Annotated in this window: 15 protein-coding genes and 1 pseudogene; 10 read left to right on the forward strand and 6 right to left on the reverse strand. The window is 68.1% G+C overall.

Annotation, left to right across the window (positions count from 1 at the left end; translation table 11 throughout):
* Positions 1-180, forward strand: a pseudogene (locus ACHAA4_RS15165) (DUF305 domain-containing protein); the annotation flags it as partial.
* Positions 181-459: 279 nt separating this feature from the next.
* On the opposite strand, the gene ACHAA4_RS15170 reads toward ACHAA4_RS15165, so the two are convergent.
* The 4 genes from ACHAA4_RS15170 to ACHAA4_RS15185 are packed head-to-tail and all read right to left on the reverse strand — an operon-like array spanning position 460 to position 4,156.
* A complete protein-coding gene (locus tag ACHAA4_RS15170; protein ID WP_435775019.1) occupies positions 460-1,470 on the reverse strand; it encodes a sulfate/molybdate ABC transporter ATP-binding protein in 1,011 nt (336 codons plus the stop codon).
* Entirely contained in the window at positions 1,460-2,266 is an 807-nt protein-coding gene (locus tag ACHAA4_RS15175; protein ID WP_435775020.1) for an ABC transporter permease subunit, read from the reverse strand. The genes ACHAA4_RS15170 and ACHAA4_RS15175 overlap by 11 nt, the downstream gene beginning before the upstream one ends.
* A complete protein-coding gene (gene cysT / locus ACHAA4_RS15180; protein WP_435775021.1) occupies positions 2,263-3,135 on the reverse strand; it encodes a sulfate ABC transporter permease subunit CysT in 873 nt (290 codons plus the stop codon). The genes ACHAA4_RS15175 and cysT overlap by 4 nt, the downstream gene beginning before the upstream one ends.
* Before the next feature lies 1 nt (position 3,136).
* Positions 3,137-4,156, reverse strand: coding sequence for a sulfate ABC transporter substrate-binding protein (locus tag ACHAA4_RS15185; protein ID WP_435775022.1), 1,020 nt, complete (start codon positions 4,154-4,156; stop codon positions 3,137-3,139).
* Between the two features lie 190 nt (positions 4,157-4,346).
* Here ACHAA4_RS15185 and ACHAA4_RS15190 point away from each other — a divergent pair, with 190 nt between their 5' ends.
* Both ACHAA4_RS15190 and ACHAA4_RS15195 read left to right on the forward strand, forming a co-directional pair.
* Positions 4,347-5,243, forward strand: a complete 897-nt coding sequence (locus tag ACHAA4_RS15190) for a sulfurtransferase (protein ID WP_435775023.1) — start codon at positions 4,347-4,349, stop codon at positions 5,241-5,243.
* Complete coding sequence (locus tag ACHAA4_RS15195) at positions 5,240-5,671, forward strand: SufE family protein (protein WP_435775024.1); 432 nt, start codon at positions 5,240-5,242, stop codon at positions 5,669-5,671. The genes ACHAA4_RS15190 and ACHAA4_RS15195 overlap by 4 nt, the downstream gene beginning before the upstream one ends.
* Before the next feature lie 11 nt (positions 5,672-5,682).
* Here the strand turns inward: ACHAA4_RS15195 and ACHAA4_RS15200 are convergent, their stop codons facing one another.
* Positions 5,683-6,141 carry an ankyrin repeat domain-containing protein gene (locus ACHAA4_RS15200; protein ID WP_435775025.1) on the reverse strand — a complete coding sequence of 153 codons (459 nt, stop codon included), beginning with the start codon at positions 6,139-6,141 and terminating at the stop codon, positions 5,683-5,685.
* A 164-nt stretch (positions 6,142-6,305) separates the two neighbouring features.
* On the opposite strand from ACHAA4_RS15200, the gene ACHAA4_RS15205 reads away from it, so the two are divergent.
* The 3 genes from ACHAA4_RS15205 to ACHAA4_RS15215 are packed head-to-tail and all read left to right on the forward strand — an operon-like array spanning position 6,306 to position 9,841.
* A complete protein-coding gene (locus tag ACHAA4_RS15205) occupies positions 6,306-7,544 on the forward strand; it encodes an argininosuccinate synthase (protein WP_435775026.1) in 1,239 nt (412 codons plus the stop codon).
* 2 nt (positions 7,545-7,546) lie between these two features.
* Entirely contained in the window at positions 7,547-9,040 is a 1,494-nt protein-coding gene (argH, locus tag ACHAA4_RS15210) for an argininosuccinate lyase (RefSeq protein WP_435775027.1), read from the forward strand.
* 36 nt (positions 9,041-9,076) lie between these two features.
* Positions 9,077-9,841 carry a lytic transglycosylase domain-containing protein gene (locus ACHAA4_RS15215; RefSeq protein ID WP_435775028.1) on the forward strand — a complete coding sequence of 255 codons (765 nt, stop codon included), beginning with the start codon at positions 9,077-9,079 and terminating at the stop codon, positions 9,839-9,841.
* Here the strand turns inward: ACHAA4_RS15215 and ykgO are convergent.
* Entirely contained in the window at positions 9,822-9,944 is a 123-nt protein-coding gene (ykgO, locus tag ACHAA4_RS15220; RefSeq protein ID WP_084479720.1) for a type B 50S ribosomal protein L36, read from the reverse strand. The two genes, ACHAA4_RS15215 and ykgO, sit on opposite strands and share 20 nt — an antisense overlap.
* A gap of 56 nt (positions 9,945-10,000) precedes the next feature.
* Between ykgO and ACHAA4_RS15225 the strand changes: the two genes are divergently transcribed.
* The 4 genes from ACHAA4_RS15225 to tyrS all read left to right on the forward strand — a co-directional run bounded on the left by ACHAA4_RS15225 (position 10,001) and on the right by tyrS (position 15,627).
* On the forward strand, positions 10,001-11,143 hold the full coding sequence (locus ACHAA4_RS15225) for a GTP-binding protein (protein ID WP_435775029.1): 1,143 nt from the start codon (positions 10,001-10,003) through the stop codon (positions 11,141-11,143).
* A 41-nt stretch (positions 11,144-11,184) separates the two neighbouring features.
* The gene (locus ACHAA4_RS15230; RefSeq protein WP_435775030.1) at positions 11,185-11,847 is read left to right on the forward strand and encodes a DNA-3-methyladenine glycosylase; all 663 of its coding nucleotides are present in this window, start codon (positions 11,185-11,187) and stop codon (positions 11,845-11,847) included.
* Between the two features lie 124 nt (positions 11,848-11,971).
* Positions 11,972-14,236 carry a HelD family protein gene (locus ACHAA4_RS15235; RefSeq protein WP_435775031.1) on the forward strand — a complete coding sequence of 755 codons (2,265 nt, stop codon included), beginning with the start codon at positions 11,972-11,974 and terminating at the stop codon, positions 14,234-14,236.
* Positions 14,237-14,310: 74 nt separating this feature from the next.
* Entirely contained in the window at positions 14,311-15,627 is a 1,317-nt protein-coding gene (tyrS, locus tag ACHAA4_RS15240) for a tyrosine--tRNA ligase (RefSeq protein WP_435775032.1), read from the forward strand.
* The last annotated feature ends 42 nt before the right edge of the window (positions 15,628-15,669 follow it).

Genomic DNA, 15,669 nt, shown 5'->3' on the forward strand with positions numbered 1-15,669 from the left:
GTCCGGGTCTGTGAGCTCGCGGTGGCGATCAGTGAGGCCCAGCGGCGTGAGATCGCGGAGATGGATTGGTTGATCGAGGACATCGACAGCAACGGCGCAGCGACCACCGTGGAGGAGGCAGAGGCTCGTCCCGTTCCTGAGTACGACGACGCTGCCAACCTCGAATGCCCCACCGACTGAGAGAGCCTTCCCGGCCTTCGACCAGGCTGTCTCGACTCACTCATCCGCCGGGTATGTGGGGGATCGCACTCCGGCCCAGTTCGCTGGCAATCGTTTCGAGCACCAGCACGAACGACCGTGGCCGGCCGGAATCTGCTGAGACGTTCTCCGGGGTGGGTCTAGTACTCGGTGTCTCGCCTGACCGGCTCGCGGCACTGTGGGGCGGAGTCCGGATCAGCACGACGCAGCCCAATCCTCCTGGAACGGACTTCCTGCCGCGGATCCAGCTCCGGGTCGCGATCAGCGCTCGGCGCCGACCCGGATAATCTCGACCTCGCGCCCGCGGGCCGCGGCCCGGGGTCGCACCCAGATGGCGTCCCCCTGCTGCAGGTCCAGCGCCTGGGACTCCGTGCGCGAGAGCTGCACGTGCACCGGTGGGTGCGTTCCGCCCAGGGACCAAGGGCTCGAGTCCAGCATCACCTCCAGGCGCACCTCGAAGCCGATCCGGGTGAGCCGGGTGATCCGCCCGGGGTGCGAACCGCTCTCGGGGTCCAGGGTCACCTCCACGTCGTGGGGCCGCAGCCGCAGCTCCCCGAACCGGGTGACCTCACCGATGAATCCGAAGACGAAGTCATTGGCGGGATGGTCGTAGATCTCCTCCGGGGTCCCGACCTGTTCGATGCGCCCCTGATTCATCACGACCACCGTGTCAGCAACTTCGAGGGCTTCCTCCTGGTCGTGGGTGACGAAGACGCTGGTGACATGGACCTCCTGATGCAGCTGGCGCAGCCAGTCGCGCAGCTCCTTGCGGACCTTCGCGTCGAGGGCCCCGAAGGGTTCATCCAGCAGCAGCACCGAGGGGTCCACCGCCAGAGCCCGGGCGAGCGCCATGCGTTGCCGCTGGCCGCCGGAGAGCTGGGAGGGGAGCCTGTCGCCGAAGCGCTCGAGCTGGACCAGCTCGAGCAGCTCCTGCACCCGGCGGCGGACCTGCGCCTTCGGAGTCTTGCGCACCTCCAGCCCGAAAGCCACGTTTTTGGCCACGCTCATGTGCGTGAACGCCGCATAGTGCTGGAAGACGAATCCGATGTTCCGCTCCTGGGCGGGCAGCCGCGTGACATCGCGCCCCGCAAGGTGCACCGAGCCGGCGTCGGGCTCCTCCTGACCTCCCAGGATCCGCAGCAGCGTGGTCTTGCCCGACCCCGAGGGGCCGAGCAGGGCGGTCAGTCCGCCGGAGGGGACCGACAGACTGAGGTCTTCCAGGGCGGTGAAGTTGCCGAAGGTCTTGCTCACGTGGTGGATCTCAATTCCCACGGGTGTGCTCCTTTGGTCTTAACACGGTGACGATCGCCAGTGCGGCGATGCCGATGAGTGCGAGCAGGAATCCGATGGCGTAGGAGCTGCCGGTGGCGAATCCCTGGTGGAAGCGCTGCACCGCCATGGTGGCGGTCTCGGTCTGACCGACCAGGCCTCCGGAGATGATGAGTACGGCCCCGAACTCGCCGACGGCGCGGGCGAGGGTCAGGATGACCCCGTAGGTCACTGCCCCCCTGATCGAGGGCAGTGTGATCCGCCAGAGGATCTGCCCGGCGTGGGCTCCGAGGCTCCGCGCGGCGACCTCCTGTTCCATGCCGATCTCGCGCAGCACCGGGATCACTGCGCGCAGCACCAGCGGAAGACTGACGAAGGTCACCGCGAGAACGATCCCGGGGAATGAGAACACGACCAGGATGCCCAGTTCGGCCAGTGGTCGGCCGAGCCACCCCTGGACGGGGCCGTAGGCCAGCAGCAGCGCCAGGCCGACGACGATCGGGGAGACTGCGATCGGCAGGTCCACGAACAGCCCGAGCAGCCGTTTGCCCGGGAAGTCGTGGCGTACCAGCAGGATCCCCAGTGTGATCCCAAAGACTGTGTTCAGCACGACCGCCCAGGCGGCGGCAGTAAGGGTGACCCGCAGCGCGCTGCGGACCGCCGGGTCCTCCCATGTGGAGACCAGGTGGTTCTCCCCGGAGAGGAACGTCTCCTGGATCACCATCCACAGCGGCCAGCCGACCAGGAAGAACAGATAGGCGATCACCAGGGTGCGCAGCGCCGTCCGCATGACGCTCATCTCTGGCGACCCTTGGAGGTGAGGACCTCCACGAGCAGCGTCGCGGCCAGGGCGGTGGCCAGCAGCAGCACCGCCACGGTCGCCGCTGCGGCGGTGTTGTCGACTTCGATGTAGCTCTGGATGCGCATCGGGGCGCCCTCGGAGATGTTCGGCCGATTCCCGGTGAGGATCACCAGGGCGCCGAACTCGCCGACGCCGCGGGCGAAGCACAGCGTGGCTCCTGCCGCGAGAGCAGGGGTCAGCGCGGGAAGGATGATCCGGCGGACCGTGGTGGCGCGGCTGGCTCCGAGTGAATGGGCCGCCCGCTCGACGTCGCGGTCCAGCTCCCCCAGCACCGGCTGCACCGTCCGGACCACGAAGGGCAGCGTCACGAACAGCAGGGCAAGGAACACCGAGGCGGGGGTCCCCAGCACGTTGATCCCCAACGGGCTCTCCGGCCCGTAGAGGCTCAGCAGCACCAGCCCGGCGACCAGCGACGGCAGCGCGAAGGGGATGTCGATCAGCAGCTCTATCAGCCATCGGCCCGGGAAGCGGTCGCGCACCAGCACCCAGGCGATGAGCAGTCCCATCACGAGGTTCACCGCCGTGGCTGCCAGCGCGGAGACCAGCGTGAGCCGGATCGCGTTCGCGGTCTGCACGTTGGTCAGAGTGTCCCAGAACGTGGACCAGCCGTCCTCCACAGAGGAGATGAGCAGCAGGGCCAGCGGGATCATCACCAGCAGGCTGAACCACAGCACCGAGATGCCTAAGGCGAGGCCGGCGGGCCGGGTCAGCGTGCTGCGCCGTCGCGGCCTGGACCGGGGTCTGCCCGGTCGCGCGGGACGCACGGGAGTTCCGGAAGCTGGGCTGTTCAGGGCGTTGCTCGACATCTCAGCTGCGTCCCGAGTCCTCGATGAGCCGGGTGATCAACCCGTCCTCGTCGAAGTAGTCAGCCATCACCTGGTCCCAGCCGCCGAAGTCTTCGTCCACCGTGGCCAGCTGCTCCACCTCGGGGAAGGGTTCGGCGGGATCGTTGGCCCCGCGGACCGCGTCGATCTCGATCGGAGCGCCGCCCTGCTCCACCGGGCGGAAGCCGAAGCTGACGTAGATCGTCTGTCCGGCGGGGGAGAGCGCGAAGTCGTGGAACTGCCGCGCCTGGGCCGGGGCGTCCTCGGTGACCGCGGCGACGTTCTCGATCAGCACCGAGGTGCGCGGGACGATGTAGTCAAGCTCTTCTCCCTGCTGCACGCCCAGGATGGCCTCGTTCTCATAAGAGACCAGCACGTCACCGGTCCCGTCGAGGAACGCCATGGTGGCGTCCCGGCCGGAGCCCGGGAACACCGCGACGTTGTCGATGAACTGCTCCATGTACGCCTGCGCGTCCGCCGGGGTGCCGCCGTTCTTCAGCTGTGACGCGAGGGCGCCGAGGATGTTCCAGCGGGCGGCGCCGGAGGATCCCGGGTTCGGGGTCACGATGCTGACGTCCTCGCGGATCAGGTCCTCCCAGCCGGTGATGCCCAAGGGGTTGCCCTCGCGGACCACCAGGACCACCACGGAGGTGGTCAGCTGGCCGCCCCAGGCGTTGTCGTCCCAGTCCTCGGCCACCAGTCCCGCCTCGACCAGGCGCTCGAGGTCTGGGGAGATGCTCAGGTGCACCAGGTCCGCCGGCAACCCGTTCGCCACGCTTCGAGACTGATCTCCCGAGGCTCCGTAGGACTCCGCCTTCTGCGGCCCCTGACCCGCCGCGGTTTCGGTGAACGAGTTGAACACTTCCTCGTTCGCCTCGGCGGGCGCGGCGAACCCGACGAGCGTGACCTGCCCGTCGTGCTCCTCCGCGCAGCCGGGGAGCAGAGCCGCGCCGAGGACAGCAGGAGCCGCCAGAAAGATCGCTCTGCTCGCTGCTGTGCTCATGCGTGGACAACTCGTTCCTCGGCGGTGATCGGGTGATGGCCCCACCGTAGACAAAGTCTCGCCACACCACGAGTAATTCGTCATATAGGTTCATAAGTGTTCAAAAACAAAGTAGGCTGGGCGGTGTCGTGGGAGGTGGTGCACCACCACGACGCACTCATGGACGCCGATCGACGAAAGGGTATTCGACATGTCTTCAGACCAGAACTTCTCGCACTACGCCAACCCCGGCGCACTCGTCACCACTGACTGGGCCGCCGAGCACAAGGATGACCCGCAGGTGGTGCTGCTGGAGTCGAACGAGGACGTCCTCCTCTACGAGACCGGCCACATCCCCGGAGCACACAAGATCGACTGGCACACCGACCTCAACGACCCCGTTACCCGGGACTTCATCGATCCGGAACAGTTCGCCGCCTTCGCCGCGTCCAAGGGGATCACGCCCGAGACCACCGTGGTCTTCTATGGGGACAAGTCGAACTGGTGGGCGGCCTACGCGCTCTGGGTCTTCACGCTCTTCGGGCATGCTGACCTGCGCCTGATCGACGGTGGCCGGGCCAAGTGGGTGGAAGAGGGCCGTGAGCTGAGCACCGAGGTGCCGCGGCCGCGTGACGCGACGTACCCGGTCCCGGCCACGCGCAACGATCCGCAGTGGCGGGCCTTCCGTGAGGACGTGCTCGAGGCCATCGGCAGCACCCCGCTGGTCGACGTGCGTTCCCCCGCGGAGTACTCCGGGGAAGTCACCTCGGCGCCAGGATTCGAGGACAAGGAAGGCGCCCTGCGCGCGGGACACATCCCCACCGCCGTCTCGGTGCCCTGGGCCCGGGCCGCGAACGAGGACGGAACCTTCAAGTCGCGTGAAGAGCTTGCCGCGATCTACCAGGAGGAGGCCGGGGTGGGGAACTCCGAGTCCGTCATCGCCTACTGCCGGATCGGTGAGCGCTCCTCGCACACCTGGTTCGTGCTCAAGCACCTGCTGGGCTACGACGAGGTCCGCAACTACGACGGATCCTGGACCGAATGGGGCAACGGCGTGCGGCTGCCCATCACCGTCGGCGCCGAGCCGGGTGAGACGTCGGCCTCGTGACGTCCGGCGCGCCGCTCGCCCGGATCTTCGAGGAGTTCCAGTCTGTGGGGGAGCAGCAGCGGCTGATGCTGCTGCTCGACTACGCCAAGCGCCTGCCGGAGCTCCCGGAGACCTATCGGGACAGCCTCCAGGACATGGATGAGGTCGTGGAGTGTCAGTCTCCGCTGTTCCTGGCGACCGAGTTCGACGACGCGGCGCGGGTGGCGCACATCTACTTCGCCGCCCCGCCGGAAGCTCCCACCACGCGGGGCTTCGCATCGATCCTGCAGCACGGACTGAGCGGTCAGCGCTACGAGGCGATCCTGGGTCTGAATGCGGATGTGGGTTCTCACCTGGGTCTTGCCCGGGTGATCACCCCGCTGCGGCTGCGAGCCGTCAATGCCATGGTCGGGCGGATCTCCCGATCCGTCCACGACCATGTCGGCTGAGTGCTGGGGTCTCAGCCCTGGTGGGCGTCGAGGACTGCGCGCATCGAGTCCAGGCCGAAGATCTCCGCCACGGCGTATGCGTTCTGTCGGCCCAGGCGCGGGTCCGCGCCGGCGTCGAGCAGGGCTGTGGTCGCCGGCTCGTTCTGCCGGAACACCGCGCAGCCCAGTGCGGTCTGGCCCTGATCGTTGATTCGGTCCACATCGGCGCCGCGGGTGAGCAGACCCTTCGCCAATTCGGTGTGGTCGTTATAGACGGCAAGGATGAGCAGCGTGTCGCCCTTCTCGTTGCTCAGGTTCGCCGGCACGCCGCGGTCCACAAGGTCGAGCAGCTCCTCGGTCTTGCCGGCCCGGGCCAACCCGAACATCGAGGTCAGGAACTCCATCTGCTCCTCGGTCAACTCGGGTGCTCCGCCTGAGTGCGGATGCTGGTTCTCCGGGAGTTCGGTCGAGTGCTGGGGGTCCTGTGACATGGATTCAAGTCTATCTGAGACCGGACCTGCACCCTGAGCCGCCGGGGGCGGGAAGAGGATAACCTGACGGGGACCCCGAACCTCATCGGCACGTTTATGCATACCTGCGAATAATTATGTAGGCTGTCTTCGAGCCAAAGTTCCGTTCCCCAAGGAGATTCGCTGTGACTGATCGTATTGTTCTCGCCTATTCCGGCGGCCTCGACACCTCTGTGGCCATCGGCTGGATCGCCGAAGCCACCGGCCAGGAAGTCGTCGCCGTCGCCGTCGACGTGGGCCAGGGCGGTGAATCACTGGAGACGGTGCGTCAGCGCGCGCTGGACTGCGGCGCCGTGGAGGCCTATGTGGCCGATGCGCGCGACGAGTTCGCCGATCAGTACTGCATGCCCACCCTGAAGGCCAACGGCCTCTACATGGACTCCTACCCGCTGGTCTCGGCGATCTCCCGCCCGGTGATCACCAAGCACCTGGTCGCCGCCGCCCAGCAGTTCGGCGCCTCCACGGTCGCCCACGGCTGCACCGGCAAGGGCAACGACCAGGTCCGCTTCGAGGTCGGCATCCAGACCCTCGGCCCGGAGCTCAAGTGCATCGCCCCGGTCCGCGACCTCGCGCTGACCCGCGAGCTGGCCATCGAATACGCCGAGAAGCACAACCTGCCGATCGAGACCACCAAGAAGAACCCCTTCTCCATCGACCAGAACGTCTGGGGCCGCGCCGTGGAGACCGGTTTCCTCGAAGACATCTGGAACGGTCCCACCAAGGACGTCTACGACTACACCGAGGACCCCTCCTTCCCGCCCTCGCCCGACGTCGTCACCATCACCTTCGACCAGGGCGTTCCGGTGGCCCTGGACGGCCAGACCGTGACCGCGCTGGAGGCCATCGAGCAGCTCAACCGCCGAGCCGGCGCCCAGGGCGTCGGCCGGATCGACATCGTCGAGGACCGCCTGGTCGGGATCAAGTCCCGCGAGATCTACGAGGCCCCCGGCGCGATGGCCCTGATCGCCGCGCACCGCGAGCTCGAGAACATCACCCTGGAGCGCGAGCAGGCCCGGTTCAAGAAGACCGTGGACCAGCGCTGGACCGAGCTGGTCTACGACGGCCAGTGGTTCTCCCCGCTCAAGCGCAACCTCGACGCGTTCATCGACGAGACCCAGAAGTACGTCTCCGGCGAGATCCGGCTCGAGCTGCACGGCGGTCGCGCCACCGTGCAGGGCCGCCGCTCCGAGACCAGCCTGTATGACTTCAACCTGGCCACCTACGACGCCGGCGACGCCTTCGATCAGTCCAGCGCCCGCGGATTCATCGACATCTTCGGCCTGTCCTCCAAGGTGGCCTCCCAGCGCGAGCAGCGCATCCACGGCAAGCCGGACTTCTCCGGCCTCGGCAACCTGGACCGCTGAGCATGACCCCGGAGAGCACGACCCCGGCGAGCCCGGGTTCGGACAGCCGGCACGGCACCAACGAGGGCGCGCTCTGGGGCGGCCGGTTCGCCTCAGGACCCGCCGATGCGCTGGCCGCGCTGAGCAAATCCACGCACTTCGACTTCCGGCTGGCCCGCTACGACATCGCCGGATCTCGAGCGCACGCCCGGGTGCTGCACCGCACCGGGCTGCTCGACGAGGCCGAACTGACCGGGATGCTCTCTGCCCTCGATCAGCTCGAGGCCGATGTGCTCTCCGGGGACTTCACCCCGGCGCCCAGCGATGAGGACGTGCACGGAGCGCTGGAACGCGGACTGCTTGCGCGGGCCGGCGCGGATCTGGGTGGGAAGCTGCGCGCGGGACGCTCGCGCAATGACCAGATCGCCACCATGGGACGGATGTTCCTGCGGGATCACGCCCGGGTCGTCGGCGCCGGCGTGCTCGGCACCATCGAGGCGCTGATTGCCCAGGCTGAGGCGCATCCGAACGCGCCGATGCCAGGCCGGACGCACCTGCAGCACGCCCAGCCGGTGCTGCTGAGCCACCACCTGCTGGCTCACGCCTGGGCGCTGCTGCGCGACCTGCAGCGCCTCGTGGACTGGGACCGTCGGGCCGCGACCTCGCCCTACGGCTCCGGCGCACTGGCCGGATCCTCGCTGGGCCTGGACCCGCAGCGGGTGGCGGAGGAGCTCGGCTTCAGCCAGGCCGCCTGGAACTCCATCGACGGCACTGCCGCGCGCGACGTCTACGCCGAGTTCTCCTGGGTCAGCGCCATGATCGGCGTCGATCTCTCCCGGATCAGCGAGGAGATCATCTTCTGGGCGACCAAGGAAGCCGGCTTCGTCACCCTCGACGACGCCTTCTCCACCGGCAGCTCGATCATGCCGCAGAAGAAGAACCCCGACGTCGCCGAGCTCGCCCGCGGCAAGTCCGGTCGCCTGATCGGTGACCTCACCGGGCTGCTGGCCACCCTCAAGGGCCTGCCGCTGGCGTACAACCGGGACCTGCAGGAGGACAAGGAGCCGCTCTTCGACGCGGTGGACACCCTGGAGCTGCTGCTCCCGGCGGTCTCCGGGATGATCGCGACCCTGGTCTTCCACACCGAGCGGATGGCCGAGCTGGCCCCGCGCGGCTTCGCCCTGGCCACCGACATCGCGGAATGGCTGGTCCGCCAGGGCGTGCCGTTCCGGGTGGCCCACGAGCTCTCCGGCGAGGCCGTCCGCGTGGCCGAAGCGCGCGACGTCGAACTCTGGGACCTCACCGACGCGGAGCTCAGCGACATCTCCGCCCAGCTGACCCCCGCGGTGCGCGAGGTGCTGACCACCTTCGGCTCGCTCAACTCCCGGTCCTCCCGCGGCGGCACCGCGCCGTCGGCGGTGGCCGAGCAGCTCGAGGAGCTCAAGCTGCAGCTGAGCCCGATCCGCGAGTTCATCGGCTCGGCGGGCAGCAACGTCGGCCCGGACAGCATCAGCTGAGCTGCTGCAGAAACCTGGCGAGTCAGTGAACACCACATGACGCGAGCCCTTCCGAGACAGCGCCGAACCGCCCTGGCCGTCCTGGCCGGGGCGGTTCTGCTTGCGCTCAGCGGGTGCGCGGAACCGCGCGAGGCTCCGGACCTGGACTATCCCAGCGCCCCGGACCAGCGGCTCCCCGAAGCGGCCGCACCCGCCGAGGTCCCCGCCCCCGGCCAGCCCTGGGTCCCCATCGCGGGCCTGGCCGACGAGCAGTGGCTCGAAGCGGTGGCCGAACGAACCGGCATCCCGCAGCGTGCGCTGGCCGCCTATACCGGCGCCGCACTGCTGGTGGCGCAGACCCGACCAGAGTGCGGCTTGGGCTGGAACACCCTGGCCGGGATCGGTCAGGTGGAGTCACAGCACGGGACCTATGCCGGCGCCGAGGTCGAACCGGACGGGCAGGTCTCCCCGGCGATCATCGGGATCCCGCTGGACGGATCCCCGGGCTTCGCCGAGATCCCCGACACCGACGGCGGCACCCTGGACGGGGACACCCAGTGGGACCGCGCGGTGGGGCCGATGCAGTTCATCCCTGCCACCTGGACGCTCTACGCCCAGGACGGGTCCCGCAGCGGCAGCTCAGACCCGCACCAGTACGACGACGCCGCGCTCACCGCCGCCGTGTATCTGTGCGAGAGCGGGGGAGACCTCACCAGCGACGAGGGCTGGGTGGACGCCGTCGTCGCCTATAACCAGTCCGTGGAGTACGTCAACGACGTCGCCGCCCACGCTCAGGACTACGTCAGCCCTGACGGGCCTTGAGCCGGGGATTCTTTTTATTGATCACGTAGGTGCGCCCGCGGCGGCGCACCACCTGTGATCCCGGCTTGTTCTTCAACGCACGCAGTGAATTGCGGACCTTCATTATGACCTCCTAGTGAGAATGAGTAGCATTAGCGTTAAGAATACTCGAGGGGAGCCATGATGACGATGTCAGGCGAGGGATCAGCTGTCCGAGTGGTCGCGGTGATGGGGGCCTGTGGCCCTGAGCGAAAGGACTTCGCCGCTGCCCTGGCGCAGCAGCGTGGCTCCGTGCTGCTGCAGGCAGATCGCGTGGCAGCCGACGAGACGGCGCTGGACTCCGCGCTGCGGCTGCTGCAGATGGTGCCCAGCAGCACCGAGTTGGTGGTCGAATACCCACTGGCCAGCGCGAGCACCGAGGTCATCGGCTCACTCACCGCGGCAGACCCCGACAGCGAGGGTGACGGTGGCGGCGGCGGTACGGACTGGGGCCCGGGCGGGGATCCCGGCTGGGACCGGGAGCCGCGGGTCCGGCTGGCCGAGGTCGTCTGCGTCGTCGACGCCGCTCATCTGCTCGATGACCTGTTTCGCGATGACTATGTGGTGCTCGAGGCTGACCATCGCTGGACCCACCCGGGGGAGCTGGCGTATGTCTGCCGTGCCGAGGTCATCGTCAAACAGATCGAATACGCCTCCACGGTGATGCTGATGAACTGGAGGCGTATCGACCCGGGCGAACTGGCCATGCTGGCGGCACTGGTGGCCCATCTGAGCCCGCAGGCACAGGTGAGGTTCAGCGGGGAGCCCGAGGCCCTGACTGAATGCTCCACCGGGCCCGGCTATGCCGGCGAGGAGGCGCGTGCGGGCTGGACCTGCCTCTTGAACGGGAACTTCCACCCCCGCCGCAGACACGCCCGCGTCTCGGCCTTCCGCTACGAACAGCATCGCCCCTTCCACCCCGGCCGGCTCAAGCAGCTCCTGGACCTGCGCGTGGAGGCCGAGGACTTCGGCCGCGTGATCCGCTCTGCAGGATTCGCCCGGCTCGCCACCCGCCCCGACATCACCGGGCAGTGGGAGCACATCGGGCAGATCATCTCGCTGGCTCCGCTGGCCTTCCATCATCAGCTCGAGCACCCCGAGGAGATGCTCGCCTTCGGTCAGGACATCGCGTTCATCGGCATGGACCTCGACCCGGCTGGCCTTGCCGCAGCCCTCGATGAGGCCACGCTCACCGATGCCGAGCTCATGGCCGGTCCGCAGCTCTGGCGCACGTTCGGCGATCCGTTCCCCCTCTGGCAATGGGTCACCGAGACCGGAGAGTGAACCGAACACCCGCTTGGAAACCTCTCTGCCATCATGGACTGATGGATTCCGCCCGGCTGCACGCCCTCTTCGACGCCCACGCCACCACGCTGGCTCCAGCCCTGCTGGGCTGCGAGCTCACCGTGGAGACCGCCGCCGGGTCCGTGCGGGTGCGGCTGACCGAGGTCGAGGCCTACGGCGACCAGGGCGAGGATCCGGGCGCGCACAGCTTCAACGGCAAGACCGCGCGCAACGCGGCGCTCTTCGGACCGCCCCGGCACACCTACGTCTACCTCAACTACGGCATCCACCGCTGCCTCAACCTGGCCTGCGCCGCGGAGGGCACCGCGGGCGGGGTGCTGCTGCGCGCCGGGGAGGTCCTGGCCGGCCGAGACTTGGCGATCGAGCGCCGCGGAGGCCGCGACACCGGGGCGAAGCTGCTCTCCGGTCCCGGCCGACTCGGACAGGGCCTCGGGATCACGCTGCCCATGGACGCCCGTCCCGTGTCCTTCGACGAACCGGCCGGCTCCGATGACCCTGCACGCTTCACGCTGACCCCGCCCGCACAGCCGGTGGATCCCGAACGGATCCGAACCGGCCCGCGCGTCGGCGTCTCCGGCGCCGGGGGCAGCACCGTCTATCCCTGGCGGTACTGGCTCGACGCGGACCCCTCGGTCTCGGCCTACCGCCCCGGGCGCAACGTTCCGACCGAGGTCAGCTCCTGACCTGGACCGGATCTGGTCATATTCGGTTCACCTGAATAGAGGTATGATTGATGGTCAGCAAATTCGCGACGGAGAGCTGCGCTGCTTGATGAGTGATTCACAGTCCTCGGCCACGGCCGAGATCATGCCCGAAGACCATGACGTTCCCGTGCCTGGCCTCGAAGCCGGTGTGGAGGAGGAGCGCGAGTACGTCGGCGTGCTCTACTCCCGGCTGGATGAGCTGCGCGCCGAGAAAGAGGTCCAGCTCGCGAAGGTTCGCCGGGTCGGCTCCAGCGGCACCATGCAGAACGCCTCCGAGCGTGACGCCTTCGCCGCGATGTATGAGGACCGGCTCGCACAGCTCAACGCCGTCGACGACCGACTGGTCTTCGGCAGGCTCGACCACGACTCCGGCGAATGCCGCTACATCGGGCGGATCGGTCTGACCTCCGCAAGCCACCAGCGCCTGATGCTCGACTGGCGCGCCCCCGAGGCCGGGGTCTTTTACCAGGCCACCGCCTTCGAGCGCCAAGGCGTGCGCCGGCGTCGTCATCTGCTGCTCAAGCGCCGCGAGGTGCATGGGGTTGAGGACGACGTGCTGGACGCCAGCATGCTCGAAGAGGCCAGCCACAATCACGGCGACGGCGCCCTGCTGGCCGCGCTCACCGCGCGCCGCACCGGACAGATGGGCGACATCGTCGCGACCATCCAGTCCGAGCAGGACCGGATCATCCGGGCCGAGCTCCCCGGCGTCATGGTCGTCCAGGGCGGGCCGGGCACCGGCAAGACCGCCGTGGCGCTGCACCGCGCGGCGTACCTGCTCTACAGCCACCGCGACCGGCTGAAGTCCGCTGGCGTGCTGATCGTGGGACCGAACTCCACCTTCATGTCCTACATCGACCGGGTGCTGCCCTCCCTGGGCGAGACCGGTGTCGTGCTGTCCTCCCTGTCCGAGCTCTTCCCCGGCGTGCGCGGCGGCGAAGAGAAGGACCCCCGGGTCGAAGAGATCAAGGGGCGTCTGGACTGGGTGCAGATCATCGGAGCCGCCGTCGCCCACCGGCAGCGCACCATCCCCGACGTCCGCGACGTCACCGTGGACGGGACCCGGGTCGGGGTCACCCCCAAGATGGTCAACCGTGCGCTGGAACGGGCCCGGGCCACCGGCAAGCCCTATAACGAGGCGCGCACGACCTTCGTGAAGGTCCTGATCAAAGAGATCGCCGAGAAGCTCGAGCGGATCATCGAGAAGCGCTCGGAAGGCAACGACGCCGACCGGTCCTACCTCGTCGAAGATGTCCGCAGCTCCCGCGACGTCCGGGTCCTGCTGAACCTGTGCTGGATGCCGCGCAGCCCGCAGGGACTCCTCGAGGACCTCTACTCCAAGCCCAAGTACCTCGCCGACGTCGCGCCCGAGCTCACCGCCGCCGAGCGGGAGCTGCTCCAGCGCCAGCCCGGAAGCCCGTTCAGCAGCGCCGACGTGCCGCTGCTCGACGAGGCCGCCGAGCTGCTGGGCACCTTGGACGAGTCTGCCGGACGCGAGGCCGCGCGGCAGAAGGCCGCCGCCGCCCGGTCCCTGGACAACGCGCAGCGTGCCGTGGAGAACGCCACCCCGCAGCTCGAAGAGATGGGCATCGAGGGGTTCCTCGACGCCCAGGCGGTGGTGGACATGAACGCCGAGTCCGGCCCGCGGCTGACCGCGGCCGAACGCGCCCAGGTGGATCGGAGCTGGACCTACGGCCATGTCGTGGTCGATGAGGCCCAGGAGCTCTCGCCCATGCAGTGGCATGTGCTGATGCGCCGCTGCCCGCTGAAGTCCTTCACCATCGTCGGGGACATCGCCCAGGGCTCCTCGCCCTCAGCCGCGCCGAGCTGGCAGAAGGCCATGGCGCCCTTCGTCGGCAAGCGGATGCGCGTGGAGGAGCTCACGGTCAACTACCGCACCCCCGGCACCATCGTGGAACTGGCCGAACGGGTCGCCAAGGCCAACGGGTTGGAGACCACCTCGCTGCGCACCGTGCGTGACGGGGACCACCCGCCGGTGATCGAGACGGTCGACGCTGATCAGCTGGTCAGCGCGGCCACCGCCGCGGTGCGCGCCGAACACGAGCGAGTAGGGGAGGGGCTGGTCGCCGCGATCGTCCCGCAGCGCCTGCTCAATGCCACCCGGAGGTCTCTGGTCTCGGAGTTCGGTTCCCGCGTCGGCCGCGGCGCGGGCTCGCTGACCGAAGACATCCTGGCCCTCTCCGCCGATGAGGCGAAGGGTCTGGAGTTCGACGCCGTGGTGCTGATCGAGCCCGCGGAGATCCTCGAGGAGACCGCCGGGCGGGTGGGGAGCCTGTATGTGGCGCTCACCAGGCCCACCCATGCGCTCCACGTGGTGGCCGCCCGCGACCTGCCCGCTGGTTTCTGACCTGCCCGAGACGATTCCGATGATTCGGAGCCGTTCGGCACGAGAAGATTGGTAACGTACCTGCTGTGACCCAGATGAGCCTCGAATCCACGAACCCGGCGCTGGCTGCTCAGCGCAACGATCCAAGCTTCGAGACGCTCTGGCAGGAGCTGACCTGGCGCGGACTGGTCCATGTCTCCACCGATGCCGACGCGCTGGAAGAAGCGCTCTCGGGGGAGCCGATCGTCTACTACTGCGGCTTCGATCCCACCGCGGCCTCCCTGCACCTGGGTCACCTGGTGCAGCTGCTGACCATGCGCCGCATCCAGCTGGCTGGACACAAGCCGCTCGCCCTCGTGGGTGGTTCCACCGGTCTGATCGGGGATCCACGGCCCTCGAGCGAACGCACGCTGAACACCCCGGAGGTCGTCGCCGGCTGGGTGGACTCGCTGCAGCAGCAGATCAAGCATTACATCTCCTTCGATGGGGAGAGTGCCGCCACCATGGTGAACAACCTGGACTGGACCCAGGGCGTCAGCGCGATCGAGTTCCTGCGCGACATCGGCAAGTACTTCCGCGTGGGCACGATGATCAAGAAGGACATCGTCGCCAAGCGGCTGAACTCCGATGAAGGCATCTCCTACACCGAGTTCAGCTACCAGATCCTGCAGGGCTTCGACTACCTGCAGCTGTTCCGGCAGTACAGCTGCACCCTGCAGTTCGGCGGCTCGGACCAGTGGGGCAACCTCACCTCGGGCACCGAACTGGTCCGCCGTGCCGAGGGCACGCAGGTCCACGCGCTGGGAACACCGCTGATCACCAACTCCGACGGCACCAAGTTCGGCAAGTCCGAGGGCAATGCCATCTGGCTCGACGCGCAGCTGTGCTCGCCGTACGCCTTCTACCAGTTCTGGCTCAACCAGTCCGATGCCGACGTGATCGACCGGCTCAAGGTCTTCACCTTCCGCACCCGGGAAGAGATCGCCGAGCTCGAGCGCTCCGTGCAGGATGCCCCCTTCAAGCGCGAGGCCCAGCGAGCACTCGCCTGGGACGTGACCTCCCTGGTCCATGGGGAAGAAGCCACCCAGAAAGTGATCGATGCTTCCGGTGCGATCTTCGGCAAGGGCGAACTCACCCAGATCGATGAGCCCACCTTGGAGGCGGTCGCTTCAGAGCTGCCACACGCCAGCATTCCCGCCAGCGAAGCTACGGCCGTGCGACTGCTGGTGGACACCGGTCTGGTGAAGTCCAACGGAGAGGCCCGTCGAGCGATCAACGACGGCGGCGCCTACGTCAACAACGAGAAGATCACCGATGCCGATGCGCTGGTGACTGACGCGACGTGGCTGCACGAGAAGTTCCTGCTGGTCCGCCGCGGCAAGAAGAACCTCGCCCTCGTACACCGGGGCTGAGCCGACTCCCTGTCGGGGGTGTTGAAACCCCCAGGTCGCGGA

Source organism: Nesterenkonia maliinae (assembly GCF_051262655.1).
Lineage (GTDB): Bacteria > Actinomycetota > Actinomycetes > Actinomycetales > Micrococcaceae > Nesterenkonia.